General features: G+C 70.8%; 15 protein-coding genes. 5 read left to right on the top strand and 10 right to left on the bottom strand.

The annotated features are described in order from the left end of the window. Positions 1–91 precede the first annotated feature (91 nt). From J3P31_RS13450 to J3P31_RS13440, 3 genes are read right to left on the bottom strand one after another with little or no spacing between them, the layout of a single operon-like run. Complete coding sequence (locus tag J3P31_RS13450; RefSeq protein ID WP_210528980.1) at positions 92–2,104, bottom strand: acetyl-CoA carboxylase biotin carboxylase subunit; 2,013 nt, start codon at positions 2,102–2,104, stop codon at positions 92–94. Between the two features lie 9 nt (positions 2,105–2,113). Then, entirely contained in the window at positions 2,114–3,640 is a 1,527-nt protein-coding gene (locus tag J3P31_RS13445; RefSeq protein ID WP_210528979.1) for an acyl-CoA carboxylase subunit beta, read from the bottom strand. Further along, positions 3,640–4,230 (bottom strand): biotin transporter BioY, encoded by a 591-nt coding sequence (locus tag J3P31_RS13440; RefSeq protein WP_210528978.1) that lies wholly within the window; start codon positions 4,228–4,230, stop codon positions 3,640–3,642. The genes J3P31_RS13445 and J3P31_RS13440 overlap by 1 nt, the downstream gene beginning before the upstream one ends. Positions 4,231–4,337: 107 nt before the next feature. On the opposite strand from J3P31_RS13440, the gene J3P31_RS13435 reads away from it, so the two are divergent. Next, positions 4,338–5,789: a helix-turn-helix domain-containing protein gene (locus J3P31_RS13435; protein ID WP_210528977.1), complete on the top strand. Its 1,452-nt coding sequence runs from the start codon at positions 4,338–4,340 to the stop codon at positions 5,787–5,789. On the opposite strand, the gene J3P31_RS13430 is transcribed toward J3P31_RS13435, so the two are convergent. After that, positions 5,786–6,673, bottom strand: coding sequence for a cation diffusion facilitator family transporter (locus J3P31_RS13430; protein WP_210528976.1), 888 nt, complete (start codon positions 6,671–6,673; stop codon positions 5,786–5,788). The genes J3P31_RS13435 and J3P31_RS13430 overlap by 4 nt on opposite strands. Positions 6,674–6,923: 250 nt before the next feature. Between J3P31_RS13430 and J3P31_RS13425 the strand changes: the two genes are divergently transcribed. After that, complete coding sequence (locus J3P31_RS13425; protein WP_246849481.1) at positions 6,924–8,249, top strand: Nramp family divalent metal transporter; 1,326 nt, start codon at positions 6,924–6,926, stop codon at positions 8,247–8,249. 70 nt (positions 8,250–8,319) lie between these two features. Here the strand turns inward: J3P31_RS13425 and J3P31_RS13420 are convergent, their stop codons facing one another. The 4 genes from J3P31_RS13420 to J3P31_RS13405 all read right to left on the bottom strand — a co-directional run bounded on the left by J3P31_RS13420 (position 8,320) and on the right by J3P31_RS13405 (position 11,785). Next, positions 8,320–8,934, bottom strand: a complete 615-nt coding sequence (locus J3P31_RS13420; protein ID WP_210528975.1) for a VPLPA-CTERM sorting domain-containing protein — start codon at positions 8,932–8,934, stop codon at positions 8,320–8,322. A gap of 719 nt (positions 8,935–9,653) precedes the next feature. After that, complete coding sequence (locus J3P31_RS13415; protein ID WP_210528974.1) at positions 9,654–10,577, bottom strand: NAD(P)/FAD-dependent oxidoreductase; 924 nt, start codon at positions 10,575–10,577, stop codon at positions 9,654–9,656. 94 nt (positions 10,578–10,671) lie between these two features. Further along, a complete protein-coding gene (locus tag J3P31_RS13410; protein WP_210528973.1) occupies positions 10,672–11,340 on the bottom strand; it encodes an alpha/beta hydrolase in 669 nt (222 codons plus the stop codon). Between the two features lie 88 nt (positions 11,341–11,428). Next, positions 11,429–11,785: a hypothetical protein gene (locus J3P31_RS13405; protein ID WP_210528972.1), complete on the bottom strand. Its 357-nt coding sequence runs from the start codon at positions 11,783–11,785 to the stop codon at positions 11,429–11,431. A gap of 97 nt (positions 11,786–11,882) precedes the next feature. Between J3P31_RS13405 and J3P31_RS13400 the strand changes: the two genes are divergently transcribed. Then, a complete protein-coding gene (locus J3P31_RS13400; protein ID WP_210528971.1) occupies positions 11,883–12,362 on the top strand; it encodes an HAD family hydrolase in 480 nt (159 codons plus the stop codon). Here J3P31_RS13400 and J3P31_RS13395 read toward each other — a convergent pair. Beyond that, complete coding sequence (locus J3P31_RS13395) at positions 12,299–12,955, bottom strand: SDR family NAD(P)-dependent oxidoreductase (RefSeq protein ID WP_210528970.1); 657 nt, start codon at positions 12,953–12,955, stop codon at positions 12,299–12,301. The two genes, J3P31_RS13400 and J3P31_RS13395, sit on opposite strands and share 64 nt — an antisense overlap. Before the next feature lie 140 nt (positions 12,956–13,095). Between J3P31_RS13395 and J3P31_RS13390 the strand changes: the two genes are divergently transcribed. Together J3P31_RS13390 and J3P31_RS13385 are read left to right on the top strand one after the other, a co-directional pair. After that, positions 13,096–13,836, top strand: a complete 741-nt coding sequence (locus J3P31_RS13390; protein WP_210528969.1) for an SDR family NAD(P)-dependent oxidoreductase — start codon at positions 13,096–13,098, stop codon at positions 13,834–13,836. A gap of 16 nt (positions 13,837–13,852) precedes the next feature. Next, positions 13,853–14,677 carry an IclR family transcriptional regulator gene (locus J3P31_RS13385; protein WP_210528968.1) on the top strand — a complete coding sequence of 275 codons (825 nt, stop codon included), beginning with the start codon at positions 13,853–13,855 and terminating at the stop codon, positions 14,675–14,677. Here the strand turns inward: J3P31_RS13385 and J3P31_RS13380 are convergent. Beyond that, entirely contained in the window at positions 14,628–16,121 is a 1,494-nt protein-coding gene (locus J3P31_RS13380) for a DHA2 family efflux MFS transporter permease subunit (protein ID WP_368373082.1), read from the bottom strand. The genes J3P31_RS13385 and J3P31_RS13380 overlap by 50 nt on opposite strands. Between the last annotated feature and the right edge of the window lie 24 nt (positions 16,122–16,145).

The raw sequence follows: 16,145 nt of genomic DNA, 5'->3' as shown, positions 1-16,145 counted from the left end.
GCGCCATCGACCGAACCCCCTCGCGCCAGGACGAACTCCGCCAACCCCGCCACCCCACTCCCCCCAGGTGAACGCCAGGGCCGGGCCGGGCTCATGCGAACTCCAGGATCACCTGGTCCACGGCCAGCGTCTCGCCCTCGCGCGCGCTTACCCGGGCCACCCGGCCGCGCCGCTCGGCGGTGAGGGTGTTCTCCATCTTCATGGCCTCCACCGTGGCCAGCGCCTGGCCCGCCTCCACCTCCTCGCCTTCGGCCACCCACAGCCGGGTGAGCAGCCCCGGCATGGGGCACAGAAGCGCCCGCGAGGTGTCGGGGGGGCGCTTGGCCGGCATCAGCGCCGCCAGCTCGGCCTCCCGCGGGGTGCGTACATGCGCCCGCAGCTCCGCGCCCTGCGTGCGCAGCCGAAACCCGCCCGGGGCGGGCGCCACCCCCAGCAGAAGGGGCCGTCCCCCCACCCGCAGCCGAGCCAGGCTCTGGCCCGGGGTCCAGCTGCCTTCGACCCGCAGGCGCTCACCGTCGGCAAAGACCACCTCCGTCCCCCCCGCGTCGGCCCGCAGGGTCACGTCCAGTCCCATGCCGTCCAGCTGAACCACCCAGGTCGAGCCCACCTGCCGGGCGTGGTGCCCCAGCCGCCCCGAGATGCGGGCGCGCCGGATCTCCGCCACCCTGTGCAGCGCCGCCGCCGCGGCCGCCACGCGCCGCTGCTCGGGCGCCCCGAGCGTCACCCCGTGGAAGCCCTGGGGCCATTCCTCGGCGATGAAGGCGGTGCTGAGCCGGCCGGCCTGGAAGCGCGGATGCCCCATCAGTGCCGCGAGGAACGGCAGGTTGTGCCCGATCCCTTCGATCTCGAAGTCGTCCAGCGCCGCCGCCATCGCCTCGACGGCCTCCGCCCGCGTCTCCGCCCAGGTGACCAGCTTGGCGATCATGGGGTCATAGAAGCGGCTGATCTCGCCCCCTTCGGCCACGCCGCTGTCCACGCGCACCTGCGCCCCGCCCTCCGCGCCGCCGAGCGGTCCGTCCGCCGGCGGGCGATAGCGCGTGAGCCGTCCCGTCGAGGGCAGGAAGCCCCGCCGCGGGTCTTCGGCATAGACGCGCGATTCCATCGCCCAGCCCCGGAGCGGCACGTCCGCCTGGGCAAAGCCCAGGGGCTCGCCGGCCGCCACGCGGATCATCTGCTCCACGAGGTCGAGCCCGGTGATCATCTCGGTGACGGGATGCTCCACCTGGAGGCGGGTGTTCATCTCCAGGAAGTAGAAGTTGCGCGCCCCGTCGACGATGAACTCGACCGTGCCCGCGCTCTGGTAGCCCACGGCGCGCGCCAGGGCGCAGGCCTGCTCGCCCATGGCCGCGCGCGTGGCGGCGTCCAGAAAGGGCGAGGGCGCTTCCTCGACCACCTTCTGGTTGCGCCGCTGCACCGAGCATTCGCGCTCGTGCAGGTGCACCACGTTTCCATGGGCGTCGGCCAGCACCTGGATCTCGATGTGGCGCGGCTGGTCCACGAACTTTTCAAGAAAGATGCGCCCGTCGCCGAAGGCCGCCTGCGCCTCATTGCGCGAGGCCTGGAAGCCCGCCCGCGCCTCCGCGTCCCCCCAGGCGATGCGCATTCCCTTGCCCCCGCCCCCCGCCGAGGCCTTGATCATCACCGGATAGCCGATGCCCTGCGCGATCGCGACAGCCTCCTCGGCGTCTGCCACCAGTCCCATGTGCCCGGGCACCGTGGAGACCCCCGCGGCCTGCGCCAGCCGCTTGGAGGTGATCTTGTCGCCCATGGCCTCGACCGCCGCCGCCGGCGGGCCGACGAAGGCCACCCCCGCCTCGGCCAGCGCCTGCGCGAAGGCCGCGTTCTCGCTCAGGAACCCGTAGCCGGGGTGGACGGCCTCGGCCCCCGTGGCCCGCACCGCCTCCAGGACCCGCTCGATGCTGAGATAGCTTTGCGACGCCGGCGCCGGTCCCAGGCAATGCGCCTCGTCCGCCATCTGCACATGCAGCGCCCGCGCATCCGCCTCGGAGTACACCGCCACCGTCCGGATCCCCAGCCGCCGGCACGTCCGCATCACGCGGCAGGCAATCTCCCCACGGTTCGCGATCAACAGCTTGGTGAACATGGGATGGCCTCAGAGCGGAAGGTTGTCATGCTTGCGCCACGGGCTCTCGGTTTCCTTGGTGCGGAGAAGGGCGAGGGCGCGGGCGATGCGCTTGCGGGTGTTGTGGGGGCGGATCACCTCGTCGATGTAGCCCCGTTCGGCGGCGACGAAAGGGGACAGGAACCGCTCCTCGTAGTCGCGGGTCCGTTCGGCGATCTCCTCGGGCGGACGGCCGCGGTACAGGATCTCGGCCGCGCCCTTGGCCCCCATCACGGCGATCTGCGCCGTGGGCCAGGCGTAGTTGACGTCGCCGCCGATGTGCTTGGAGGCCATCACGTCATAGGCGCCGCCAAAGGCCTTGCGGACGATGACGGTGACCAGCGGCACCGTGCATTCGCTGTAGGCGAACAGCAGCTTGGCCCCGTGCTTGATGAGGCCGCCGCCTTCCTGCGCCGTTCCGGGCAGGAAGCCCGGCACGTCCACGAAGGTCACGATCGGAAGGCCGAAGGCGTCGCAGAAGCGGACGAAGCGGGCGGCCTTGCGCGAGGCGTCGCTGTCCAGCACCCCCGCCAGCACCATCGGCTGGTTGGCGACCACGCCGACCGTGCGTCCTTCCATCCGGGCGAAGCCCGTCACGATGTTGCCCGCGAACCGTTCGCCGATCTCGAAGAAGTCGCCCTCGTCCACGACCTTCCGGATCAGTTCCTTGACGTCGTAGGGCGCGGCGGGATTGGCGGGGACCAGGGTGTCGAGGCTCGGCTCGGCCCGGTCGCCCGGATCGTGCGACGGCCATTCGGGGGCGCCGTCGCGGTTGTTGGCGGGCAGGAAGTCGATGAAGCGCCGAAGCTCCGCCAGGGCCTCGACGTCGTCGTCCCAGGCGCCGTCCGCGATCGAGGAGCGGGTGGTGTGGACCGTGGCCCCGCCCAGCTCCTCGTGGCTGACGATCTCGTTGGTCACCGTGCGGACGACGTCCGGCCCGGTCACGTACATGTAGCTCGTGTCGCGGACCATGAAGATGAAGTCGGTGAGGGCGGGCGAATAGACGTCGCCGCCCGCGCAGGGGCCCATGATCAGGCTGATCTGCGGGATGACGCCCGACGCGACCACGTTCTGCTTGAAGATCTCGGCATAGCCCGCCAGGCTCGCCACCCCTTCCTGGATGCGCGCCCCGCCCGAGTCGTACAGCCCGACGATGGGGCAGCGGGTCTTCAGGGCGAGGAGCTGGACCTTGCGGACCTTCTCGGCATGGGCCTCGGACAGGGAGCCCCCGAAGACGGTGAAGTCCTTGGCGAAGACGAAGATCCTGCGCCCGTTGACCGTGCCCCAGCCCGTCACCACGCCGTCGCCGGGGATCCTGGTCCGGTCCATGCCGAAGGCGGTCGAGCGATGGGTGACGAAGGTGTCGAACTCCTCGAAGCTTCCTTCGTCGAGCAGGAGCTCGATCCGCTCCCGGGCGGTGAGCTTGCCGCGCCGGTGCTGGGCCTCGATCCGCGCCGCGCCGCCCCCCAGATGGGCCGCGTCGCGCTTGTGCTCGAGTTCCTCGATGACGTCGCGCATCACAGGCCTCCCGGGCGGCGGGTCGGGTGCGGCAAGGCGCGGAGCAGCATCGCGGCCAGGGCGGTCTTGACCGCGCTGCCCAGCAGGAACGGCGCGGCTCCCGTGGCCCAGGCCCCAGGCAGGCCGGTGAAGGTCGCGAGCCAGAGGACACCCGGCACGAAGACCAACGCATGGCCCACCGCCAGAGCCCCGACCAGGGGCAGCCAGTGGCGCGCCGCGCCCCGGTCCACCGCCCAGCCGATCAGCATCGCAGCCAGGAGGAAGCCCAGGAGGAACCCGCCCGTCGGCCCCGTCATGTAGGCCGGGCCACCGCCGCCCGCGAAGACCGGGAGGCCCAGCGCGCCCTGGCCCAGGTAGGCGATCACCGCGGCCGTCCCGAGCCGCCGGCCGAGCCCGCCTGCGACGAGGAGCAGCGCCAGGGTCTGGAGCGTCATGGGCACAGGGACCATCGGGACCGCGACATGCGCCGACGCCGCCAGAAGCCAGCTCGCGCCCAGGACCAGGGCGGCCTTGGACAGCCATGGGCGCGCGGCAGCGGGCGGGAGGGCGGCGATGCCCGGGGCTGCGGAACGGGGGCGATGAGACAACATGCAAATCCTCTGGCAGGACGGCTTGCCGGAGAAGAAGCACAAAACATGTGGAGCGTCGCGGATCTTCGTGCCAATCTGCAAATCTGCGAAGGTCTCTGATCCAGAAAATGCGAAAGCGGAAAGTCTTCTCCGGCGAGGCGGTGCGCAACCTTCGGCAGGGCGCGCGCATGACTCAGGCCGACCTGGCCCGGCGCCTCCTGATCTCCACGAGCTACCTCAACCAGATCGAGCACAACCAGCGGCCCCTCACGGCGGGCGTGCTCCTGGAGCTCTCGCGCGTCTTCCGCGTGGACCCTCAGGCCTTTTCGGATGACGAACAGGACAGGCTCCTTCTGGGGCTCCGGGACGCGCTGGGCGATCCGGCCCTGGGCGGGGGCGACATCCCGGCGGCCGAGATCAAGGCCGTGGCGCAGGCCGCGCCGGGCGTCGCCCGGGCGCTGCTCCGGCTGGGAGCCGAGCATCGGGCCCTCCTCGACCGCTACCAGTCGCTGGACGAGGCGCTGTCCCAGCCCCGCGCCGCTCCGGGCGGGCCGCATCCCGGGGGCGCGCCCAACCTGCCCTATGACGAGGTGCGGGACTTCTTCCACAAGATCGGCAACTATGTCGGCGCTCTCGATGTCCTGGCCGAGGGGCGGGCGGGGCGGCTGTCCCCCGGCGATCCGGCGGCGGCCCTGGCCCGCGCCCTCGAGCAGGATCACGGGGTGGCGGTGACGCTGGACCGCAGCCTCGACACGCGGCGCCCGATGCGCCGCTTCGATCCCCGCGCCGGGACGCTCGTGCTCGACGCCTTCCTCGAGCCCGCCTCGCAGCGGTTCGCCATGGCGCACCAGATCGCGCTCCTCGAGGCGGGGGAGGTCATCGAGGAGGTGGTGGCCGGGGCGGGGTTCGCCAGCGCGGACTCGGGCGCGATCTGCCGCATCGCCCTGGCCAACTACTATGCCGGGGCGCTCGTGCTGCCCTACGGGGCGTTCCAGGAGGCCGCCTCGCGGCTGCGCCATGACGTGAGCGCGCTGGCGGCCAGCTTCGGCGCGAGCCTCGAGCAGGTCTGCCACCGGCTGTCCACCCTGCAGCGCCCGGGGCAGGAGGGCATCCCCTTCTACTTTCTCCGGGTGGACCGCGCGGGCAACATCACCAAGAGGCACAGCGCCACCCGCGTCCAGTTCGCCCGGTACGGCGGGGCCTGCCCGCTCTGGAACGTCCACGAAGCCTTCGAGCAGCCGGACCGGATGCTCGTGCAGATGGCCGAGATGCCGGACGGCACGCGCTACCTGTCCATGGCGACCTGCGTGACCAAGGCCGCCGCCGCCTACGGAGAGCCGCGCCGCCGCTACGCCATCGGCTTCGGATGCGAGCTCGCCTACGCCGACCGGCTCGTCTACGGCGACGGGCTGGAATGGAAACGGCCCCGGGCGCTCACGCCGATCGGGGTGAGCTGCCGGCTGTGCGACCGCCCCGACTGCGCGCAGCGGGCCTTCCCCCCGGTGGGCCGCCGCCTGTCCGTCGATCCGAACCTTCGGGGCGACGTCCCCTACGAGCTGCCGCCCACCGGGCGCCCCTAGAGGACGATGATGCCCGAATGCTTGGCCTTGTTCTCGGGCTCGACATGGATGGTGATGAGGACGGGCTCGATCTCGGCGCGGATCGCCTGCTCGATGCGGTCGCAGATGTCGTGCGCCGTCGAGACCGTCATGTCGCCGGGCACCACCAGGTGGAACTCCACGAAGGTCAGGGGCCCCGCGTTGCGCGTCCGCAGGTCGTGCGCCTCGATCGCGCCGTCGGCGTTGGCCGAGATCACGCCCCGGATCTGCGCCAGCATCGACTCGGGCAGCGACACGTCCATCAGCCCGCCCACCGACTCGCGCATGAGCTGCCAGCCCGACCACAGAATGTTGAGCGCCACCAGCGCCGCCAGGGCGGGGTCGAGCACGGCCCAGCCGGTCGTGATCGCCAGCAGCACGCCCAAGAGCACCCCGGCCGAGGAGATCACGTCGGTCAGCAGGTGCCGTCCATCCGCCACGAGCGCCGGCGACCTGAGCCGCCGCCCGCGGTGGATCAGCACCCAGCACCAGACGGCGTTGACCGCACCCGCGAGGCCGTTGACCAGGAGGCCTTGGGGCGCGGCCACGAGCGGTCGGGGGTTGCGGTAGCCGTGCCAGGCTTCGCTCAGGATCAGGAGCGCCGCGACGACGATGAAGACCCCCACGATCACGGCCGAGAAATACTCGACCTTGCCGTGCCCATAGGGGTGGGCGGCGTCGGCCGGCTTGGCGCTGGTCCGCACGGCCAGCAGGGCGACCACGGCGGTCACGACGTTGACGATGCTTTCCAGCGCGTCCGAGTAGAGCGCGATGGAACCCGTCAGCCAGAAGGCCGCGAACTTGAGGCCGAGGACGAGGAGGCCGACCCCGATGCTGCCGGCCGCGATCTTCTGAACGCCGTTCATGGAACCTGTCGCCTCATGCCGTTCCCCGTGTCGGTCACAGGCGGGGCCTGCGGGCCGCTCCCTTAATCGAGCGGGACACGATGTGCGAGTCCCGGGGCCGCCCCGGGCGGTTTCCGACGCACCTTTGCCCAAGGGACGGGGCCCAATGGGACGTGGAAAGGTTTTCCTGGCCCGATCTCAACGGGGAGATTGACGAACCGCCCCGGCCGCCCCAGCTTGCACATGATAATCATTCGCAGGAGTGGACGGAATGTCCCTGATGAACGGCTGGCGTCAGGACCGCGAGGCCCCCTCCCTGTCCGAGGTTTACCGGACGGTGTCGGTGGGGCTGGGCGGCACGCGCCTGCGCCGCTTCCTGGCCTTCGTGGGGCCGGGCTACCTGGTGGCGGTGGGCTACATGGACCCGGGCAACTGGGCCACGTCGCTGGCCGGAGGGGCGGCCTTCGGCTACGCGCTCCTGTTCATCGCGCTGTTGTCCAACATCATGGCGATCCTGCTCCAGTCGCTTTGCGCGCGGCTTGCCATCGCCTCGGGGCGGGACCTCGCCCAGGCCTGCCGGGACGCGTTCCCGGCCTGGGTGGCGCGCCCCCTCTGGATCCTGGCCGAACTCGCGATCATCGCGACCGACCTGGCCGAGGTAATCGGGACGGCCATCGGGCTCAACCTCCTGTTCGGCATCCCTCTCGAGATCGGGATCTTCATCACCGCGGCCGACGTGTTCCTGATCCTGTGGCTCCAGAACAAGGGTTTCCGCTGGGTCGAAGCCCTGATCATCGCGCTCCTTGCGGTCATCGCGGTCTGCTTCGGCCTGCAGATCGCCATGGCGGACCCGGACTGGGGCGCGGTCATCGCCGGCTTCGCCCCCACGCGCGAGATCGTGCTGGACCAGCAGATGCTGTATCTCGCGCTCGGCATCATCGGGGCCACGGTGATGCCTCACAACCTGTACCTGCATTCCGGCATCGTGCAGACGCGCGACTTCGGGCGGGACGCGGCATCCCGGCGCGAGGCGCTGACGCTCGCCACCTGGGATTCGACCATCGCGCTGATGTTCGCCCTGACCATCAACGCCTCGATCCTGATCCTGGCCGCGGCCACCTTCCACCGCGCCGGCGTGACCGAGATCGCCGAGATCGACCAGGCGCACCTGCTGCTGGAGCCGCTGCTGGGGTCGGCGCTGGCCCCCATCCTGTTCGGCGTGGCGCTGCTCTGCTCGGGGCTCAATGCGACCGTCACGGCGACCATGGCGGGGCAGATCGTGATGGAAGGCTTCGTGGCGCTGCGGATCTCGCCGGTGCTGCGGCGGCTCCTGACCCGCACCCTGGCCATCCTGCCCGCGATCATCGTCATCCTGATCTGGGGGAACGAGGGGACCGGAAAGCTCCTGATCCTCAGTCAGGTGGTCCTGAGCTTCCAGTTGCCCTTCGCCATCGTGCCCCTGGTCATGTTCACCGCGTCGCGGTCCAAGATGGGGGGCCTCGTCGCCCCGTCCTGGCTGACCGTGGTCTGCGCGATGATCGCGGTGCTGATCGTCGGGTTGAACGTCAAGCTGCTCTACGACGTGGCGCTCGGCTGAGCCGGTCGATCCGGCCGAAAACGACAAGGGGCAGCCGAACGGCTGCCCCTTTCCGCATCCAGGGTGCGGCTCAGGCGGTCTTGCGGCGGCGCAGCGCGCCCAGTCCGCCCAGCGCGCCCAGGAGCAGGACGCCCGCTGCCGGGACCGGCACGGGCGCCGGCGGGGGCTCGGGCGCATCCACGAGCCGCGCATAGACGTTGACGTGCGACAGCGCGTTCTTGCCGGTGGTCGCCCAGGTCCCCGAGGTCACGCCTTCGGGCAGCAGGAAGGCGGCCCAGGTCGAGATGCGGCTGCTGTTGCCGCCGGTTTTGAAGGCGATGATCAGGTCGGTGTACATCTTGCCGGCCGGCGCCATGAGCGATCCGATCGACCAGGCGCCGCCCAGGGTTCCGTTGGCCACCGTGAGCGCGAGCGGGTTGCTGCCGTCGGTGCTGTTGTCCGACTTGTCGACGAGTTGGAGGCCCGTGCCGTAAAGGCCGAAGATCGGGTCGGGGTTCGCCCCGTTCGGATTGCCCGAGATGTTGCTGCTGCTGGTGGTCGCCGTGGCGAAGCAGGTCGCGTCGGGCGTCGTCGTCAGCGTGAAGGTTTGCCCCGTTCCCACGCAGGTCGCAGCCGAGGCCGCGCTGATACCCAGACCCAAGGCGGAGGCCATGGCAACACCGGCAACGATCGAAACAAGTCTCATTTTGGTCCCCTTTAGGCTTAATTGTGGCCTTATGGGTGACACATTTACGGCAGGATTGTGGCTCCCGCAATTCTAAAGTCGTGGGATTGTGATCGGATGGTAAACGCTCGCTCCGCCGTTCGGTCAGCGCGGTCATCAATCGACAGGAGTAGCCTCAGGCCCCAGCCCCCGGGCATCGGCGCATCTCCCCATGCCTGACCGGCAAAGACAGTCTTACAAACATCTGTATTGGTTATGTTATTGGGTTGATGCTTGGATTGGCGCTGGTGGGCCGGTGCCCGGATGCCTCAAAGCCCTTTGCTGAACTCCAGGTTTTCGGGAGGCTGGAACTCTCTCGCCCGAGTTGTCTGTAGTTGATGAAATGCAGACAATTGGAACGATCTACGGATCGACCGGAAAGTCGAAAATTGATCAACCAGTAAGCGAATGAGTTTCGTAATGTCGGACCCAATTCCGGGCCCATCGGCACCCTGGAGCGAGGCTCTGTCCCCTGTGCTGCGCCGGTCGGCGCGCAAGGTTCGACACTCCCCCCGAATCAGTCCGAAGTGTCAGCCGCGGAAACAGGCCGCACCGGCGCGGCCTGGCGTGCCCGGGACGTCCTCGGGCCGAGGCATCACGGCCGGGAAGCCCGGACGCCGCGCCGGAGCGGGGCGGCAACGCCGGCCTGCGTCAGCCCCGCAGGTGCCTTCGGGGAACGACGTCCCGGACGTGGCCGGCGCTCAGGCCGGCAGGCACAGCCCTTCGGCGCGCCGCAGGGCGTTGTGGATGTCCACGGCGGCGACCTCGGCCTGTGCCATGGCCACCGCGATCTGGTTCAGGCCGGTCACCGCGTCGCCTGCGGCATAGACCCCGGGCGCCGAGGTGCGCTGATGGGCGCCGGTGACGATGCGGCGGTCCTCGGTCAGGTCCACCCCCAGCGACGCCGCCAGATCGGTGCGCGGCTCGATCCCGAGCCCGCTATAGGCCGCCTCGAACGCCAGGGTCGTCCCGTCCTCCAGGTGGATCTCGACGTCGCCGCCCTCGCAGAGAAGTCGCCGGACCGGGGTCTCGATGAGCCGGACGCCCGCGGCCTCGAGCTGGCTCCGCGCCGCGCCGTCCACGTCCAGCGGCATTCCCAGGGTCACCAGGGTGATGTCGCTCGTGTAGGTCCGCAGGAACAGGGCCTCGCCCGCCGCGCAGGGCAATGCGCCCAGGACGGCGATGCGGCGGCCCGTGACCTCGTAGCCGTCGCAGATGGGGCATTGCCGGATCGTGCCCTGGCGGACATGGCCCACGGCGTCCTCGACCGGGGGGAGCCTGTCCTGAACCCCGGTGGCCAGGATCAGGTGGCGGGCCCGGAGATCGCCGGCCGAGGTGGTCACGCGGAACCGGCCGTCCGCCTCCCGCTCGACGGCGCTGACGGTGCCGTCCCGGCGCAGGCCGCCGAACTCCTCGAGCTGCCGGCGCATCCGGGCCAGCAGATCCTCGCCGTTGATCCCGCCCGGAAAGGCCGGATGGTTGTGCGACCGCGGAATCCACGAGGCCCGGCTGTCGCCGCCATCCATCACCACGAAGCGCCGCCGGAACCGCGCAAGGAAGATGCCCGCCGTCAGACCCGCCGGGCCACCGCCGATGATGCAGCAGTCGAGATCCTGTTCGGCCATGCCCACTCCACGTCGTTGAGGTTCCGCCCGGCCCTTGCGACCGGCCGGAACGGATGAAGCGCCGGACCCCGCCGTGGTTCCCTGCGCCGTGAGGTCACGGCGTCGCCGCCAGCACGCCCTCGATCCACGCCAGGAGATCGCGGTCGAGCGCATCCCTGCACTGGTCGAGCCCGTGCCGGCAGCCCGGATAAAGGATCAGCGACCTGGGCTCGCCCGCCCGCGCATGAAGATCGCGCGAGCAGGCGGCGGGCAGGATCTCGTCCGCCTCGCCATGGATGAACAGGGTGGGGCGGGGGCTCAGCCGCGCGACGGCCGAGGTTCCGGCGGTCTGGCTGCTCAGGGCCGCGACGGCGATCACCCGATCGCTCAGCGCGCCCGCGCCGATCACCACCGCCCCGCCGAAGGAATGCCCGACGAGCACCACGCGGCGCTGCCCCAGGCTTTCCAGCCAGGCAAGGCCCACCAGCACGTCCATCACGCAGCCCTGCAGTTCGCCCGGACGCCGATAGTCGAGCTCCAGCGACGTGACGCCCGCGGGCTGGAGGCGCTCGGCCAGACGGCTGTAGAGGCCGCCCGCCGGGCCGCCCAGCCCGCCGCCCGAGCCGAAGACCCACAGGACGGCCGCGTCGCCCTGGGCCGGGTGGAGCCGCCCCACGAGGGAGCCTTGGGAGGTGACCAGCTTCACGAGGTCCGACTGCTCGTCTTCCGGATGTCGGACGACCTCCGTCAGGGTCAGGGAGGCGGCGGGACCGGTTCGGGGCATCAGGGGTCTCCGGGCGGAAACGGCATCGACGGGGGATCCGTCGGACCGGCGACCGAACCCGATCGCGGCGCTGTTGTTCCGGCCCCCGTCAGGACGCGAAGCGGTGAACCCCGCCATTCACGGCGATCCGCGACACGGTGGCAAGGTTGATCGAGCGCGGCCCCCGGGCGCGCACGTCCCAGACGGGCAGGAGGTGTGGGTGACGCTCCTGCCGGGTGAAGGTCGCGCGCCGGGCGGCGTCGCTGGCGGCCTCGCCCTTGAGCCGGTGGCGCAGGGCCGCGGGCTGGACCTGCATCAGGCGCTCGCTGCCGTCCTTCTTGGTGAAGGTCACGGCGCAGAAGCGTCCTCCGGCCGAGGCGATGAGGTCGCGCTTGGCGGCAAGGTCGGGGGGAAGGGGCCACGCGGCGACAGCCGGGGCCCGGCGGTCGGTCCGGAGGCGGGCCATGATGGGACTCCAGGTTGGGATAGGGTGGATATGGGGATCTGGACAGGGCTTTTCAACGGCTTAGCTCTGTCCCGACCTCCCTGTTCGGATCATGGCGATGCCCCGGCTCTTTCTGGATTGCGATGGCGTTCTGGCCGACTTCGACAGCTACGCGACCGAGCTTCTGGGCATGCCCCCGCGCGAGTTCGAGGCCCGCCAGGGCTCCCGCGCGTTCTGGCGGCGCATTGCCGGGCACGAGGACTTCTTCTACCGCCTGCCGCTCATGCCCGACGCGCGCGAACTCTGGGACGCGGTCGCGCATCTTCACCCGGTGATCCTGACGGGCCTGCCGCATGGCGACTGGGCCGCGCCGCAGAAGATGCGCTGGGCGGCGCGGCATTTCCCGGCCGCGCGGATGATCACGACCATGGCGCGGGCCAAGCGCGACCACATGGAGGCGCCGGGGGACGTGCTCGTGGACGACCTGCTCAAGTACCGGTCCCTCTGGGAGGAGGCGGGCGGCGTGTTCGTCCATCACCGCGACGCGCGCGGGACGCTCGGGGCGCTCCGGGCCCTGGGCTTCGACGTCCGGTCCTGAGCCAGGTTCAACCCGCCCGGTCCGGTGCGGGGACAGGCTCGGGCGGGGCGGGAGCCATGCCGTGAAGCCGGAGGTTCGTCCGGTTGCAGGAAGATGACGTCGATCAGCGGGTCGATCCAGGCGACGAACGCGTTCAGGATCACCAGGGTAGGGACCGGCGGCAAGGCCAGGGGGAGCGCGATCCGCCGCAGCATCTGCACGTCGTTCGCGCCGTCGATGATCGCGGCCTCGACGGCTCGACGGCCATCGACGGCGTGAGCGCGATGACCCTGGCCCTGGCGGCGTCGCAGGACCCGTCGCACCCCGGGACCCGAAGCCCTGGACCGAGGCGACATGGACATCCGCCCGCCGCCGGCCCGGACCATGTGCGGGGCCACGAGCCTCGTTCCCATGTAGACCGCATCCAGGTTCACCGAGATCGTCCGGCGCCACTCCTGCGGGTCGTCCCCAGGGATCGTCAGGGCCGGAGGGTTGATCGCGGCGTTGCTCACCAGCACGTCGATCGGCCGGCGCGCGGCGACATCCGCCACCAGGGCGCTCATCCCGGTCGCGGGCCCGTCCCGATGGGCGAGGCCGGTGCGGTCATCTGCCATCTTTTCACGATTCCGGTATTTCGGAATTGCCTCCGGAATGTCGGAAACTGTAGGTTCGGGTCGGAATGCCTGTCAAGCATGGTGGCACAGGCCACCGGCGAAACCGCCGGGCTATGGGCCGACCCTAGGGGAGGAAGCAGATGAATCAGTACGATTTCTCGGGCCGGGTCGCGGTCGTCACCGGCGGCGCGCAGGGCATCGGCCTCGCGGTCGCGCAACGCTTCGCCGCCGCAGGCGCCCGCGTGGCGATCTGGGATCGCGACGAGGATCTGGCCCGGGACAGCGCGGCCCGGATCGGCGGGACGGCCTATGCGGCCGACGTGACCGACACCGACGGCATCGCGACCGTGGCCGCCCGGACCGCGCAGGACCTGGGCCCGGTGGCGCTCCTGGTCACCTCGGCAGGGATCGCGGGCTCGAACGGCAAGGTCATGGACTACGACCCGGCCGAATGGCGGCGCATCATCGACATCAACCTGACCGGCACCTTCAACTGCTGCCGCGCGGTGCTGCCGCAGATGGTGGCGGCCAACTACGGACGGATCGTCACCATCGCCTCCATCGCCGGCAAGGAGGGGAACCCCAACGCGGGCGCCTATTCGGCCTCCAAGGGGGGCGTCATCGCCCTGACCAAGTCGCTGGGCAAGGAACACGCGGGCCAGAACATCGCAGTCAACTGCGTGACCCCCGCCACGGCCAAGACCCGCATCCTCGATCAGCTCAAGCCCGAGTTCATCGACTATATGCTGAGCCGCATCCCCCGAGCGCGCTTCCTCGAGGTCGAGGAGGCTGCCTCCATGATCGCCTGGCTCTGCTCCGAGGAGAACAGCTTCACCACCGGGGCCGTGTTCGACCTCTCGGGGGGACGGGCGACCTACTGAACGGGGCGACCGGGCCATGGCCGAACGGGACGGGTCCAGCGGGCGGAGCCTCCGGCGGGCCATCGCGATGGTCGAGCTGCTCCATGAGCGGGGCAAGCCGCTCAGCGTGGCCGAGATGGTCGAGGCGCTGGGCATCCCCAAGTCCACCGCCTACGAGCTCGTGGGCGTGCTGACCAAGGCCGGTTGGCTCGCTCCGGCGGGGGGCGGTGCCCGGCTCGCGCTCGGGCGGCGGCTCCACGAGATCGGGCAGGGCTACGGACAGGAATCCGACCTCCTGCGCGAGGGCGGGCGCGTCGTCCGCGCGCTGCGCGACGAGACCGGCGACACCGTGCAGCTGTCCGTCCTGGACGGCGACCTGATGATGGTGCTCCTCAAGGAGGAGGGCCTGCGGGCGTTGCGCATCGTCTCCCAGGCCGGGTCGCGGGTCCCGGTGAACTGGGCGGCGGCGGGGCGGCTCCTGGTCTCCGACCTCGATGACGCGGCGCTCGTCCGTCTCCTTTCGGCGACGGTGGCGCCCTCTCCCACGGGGCGGGCAGAGACGGACGTGGCCCGGCTCGTGCAGGAGATCCGCGCCGTCCGCGCCCGCGGCTACGCGACCGAGCTGGGCCAGGCCAACGAGCATGCGGGTTGCGTGGCGGCTCCGGTCGTCGACGCCCAGGGCCGCTGCGTGGCCGCTCTCAGCGTGGCCGCCCCCGAGCAGAGGCTCCAGCCCCCGCACCTCCAGACGCTTGTCGAGGCGGTCATCCGCAGCGCGGCGGACCTGTCGCAGGCGATCGCCCGGACGGCGGGGGCTAGTGAACCGCCGGCCCTTCGCCGCCGGCGGCCTTCGGGCGGTGCATGAGCCAGAGCAGCGGAACGAGGGCGATGGACTGGATCGCCAGCAGGTCGAAGACGAAAAGGAACCCCTGCAGTGACGCCTGCGTCGCCAGCACCTGCTCGATCATGGCCGCGCCCTGCGCGCTTTCGGGGGACAGGCCCAGCGGCTGGAGGTAGGCGCGCGCCGCCTCGGAGTAGGGTGTGACGTTCTCGCCCAGCCGGGCGGTGGCCACGCCCGTCGCATGGGTGAGCAGCGCCCCCACCACGGCGATCCCGATCGACGAGCCGAGCTGCCGCGTCACGCCGTAGAGCCCGGAGGCCTCGGTCTGCCGCTCGCGCGAGATGCTGTCGAAGGCCATCGTGGACATCGGCACGAAGACGAGCCCCATGCCGAGCCCCGCGACGACCCCCGGGAGGGCCAGGTCCCAGAACCCCACCTCGAGCGTCAGCCGGCCGGTGAGCCAGTTCCCCGCCGCCGTGAGCGCCAGGCCCACGGTGGCCAGCAGCCGCGGATCGAAGCGGCGCGACAGCACCGAGCCCGTGATCACCATGGAAAAGCCCGCCGCCAGCCCGCGCGGGATGAAGAGGTAGCCGGCCAGCATCACCGGGTAGCCGATCAGGCCCTGCACGAAGAGCGGCAGGATCGCGATCCCGCCGAACATGGCCACCGCGAAGCCCGCCATGACGACGTTGGCCAACGCGAAATTGCGGTCCTTGAAGAGCGACAGGTCGATGACCGGGGCCGGGTGGTCGAAGCGCAGCAGCAGGAAGGCGAAGGCCGCCCAGGCCGACGCCGCCACCGAGGCCTGGACCAGGGGGGACTCGAACCAGTCGCGCTCGGCCCCCTGGTCGAGCGTGAACTGGAGCGCCCCGATCGCCGCCGCCATCAGGATCAGGCCGGGCCAGTCGATCGGTGCGGGCTGCCCTTCGTCATGCGGAAGTTGCGCCGCGAGGACCGAGAGCGCCAGGCCCGCCACCGGCAGGTTCACGAAGAAGACCATCCGCCAGGAGAAGTATTCGGTCAGCAGCGCCCCCAGCGTCGGCCCGAGGACCGGCGCCACGACCACGCCCAGCCCGAACAGCGCCATGGCCTGCCCGCGCTTTTCCTTCGGGAAGGCATCGAACAGGATGGCCTGCGACAGAGGGATCAGGAAGGCGCCGAACAGCCCCTGGCCCATGCGGAAGACGACCATTCCTTCCAGGCTGGTGGCGAGCCCGCAGGCCGCCGACATCAGCGCGAAGCCCCCCACCGCCGTCAGGAGGAGCCGCCTGCGCCCAAGCCTCCGCGCGAGCAGCCCGGTCAGCGGCATGACCACGACGGCGGCCACGATGTAGCTCGTGAGGACCCAGGTGATCTGGACGTTCGTGGCCCCGAACGCCGCCTTGATATGCGGGATCGCGACGTTGACGATGGTGCTGTCCAGCACCTCGAGCACGGCGCTCAGCACCACCGCGACGACGATGGCCACGCGGACCTGCCCGCCGGTGGTTCC

It is taken from the genome of Rubellimicrobium arenae (genome assembly GCF_017916275.1).
GTDB lineage: Bacteria > Pseudomonadota > Alphaproteobacteria > Rhodobacterales > Rhodobacteraceae > Rubellimicrobium > Rubellimicrobium arenae.
This window is presented reverse-complemented; position numbering and strand designations above follow the sequence as displayed.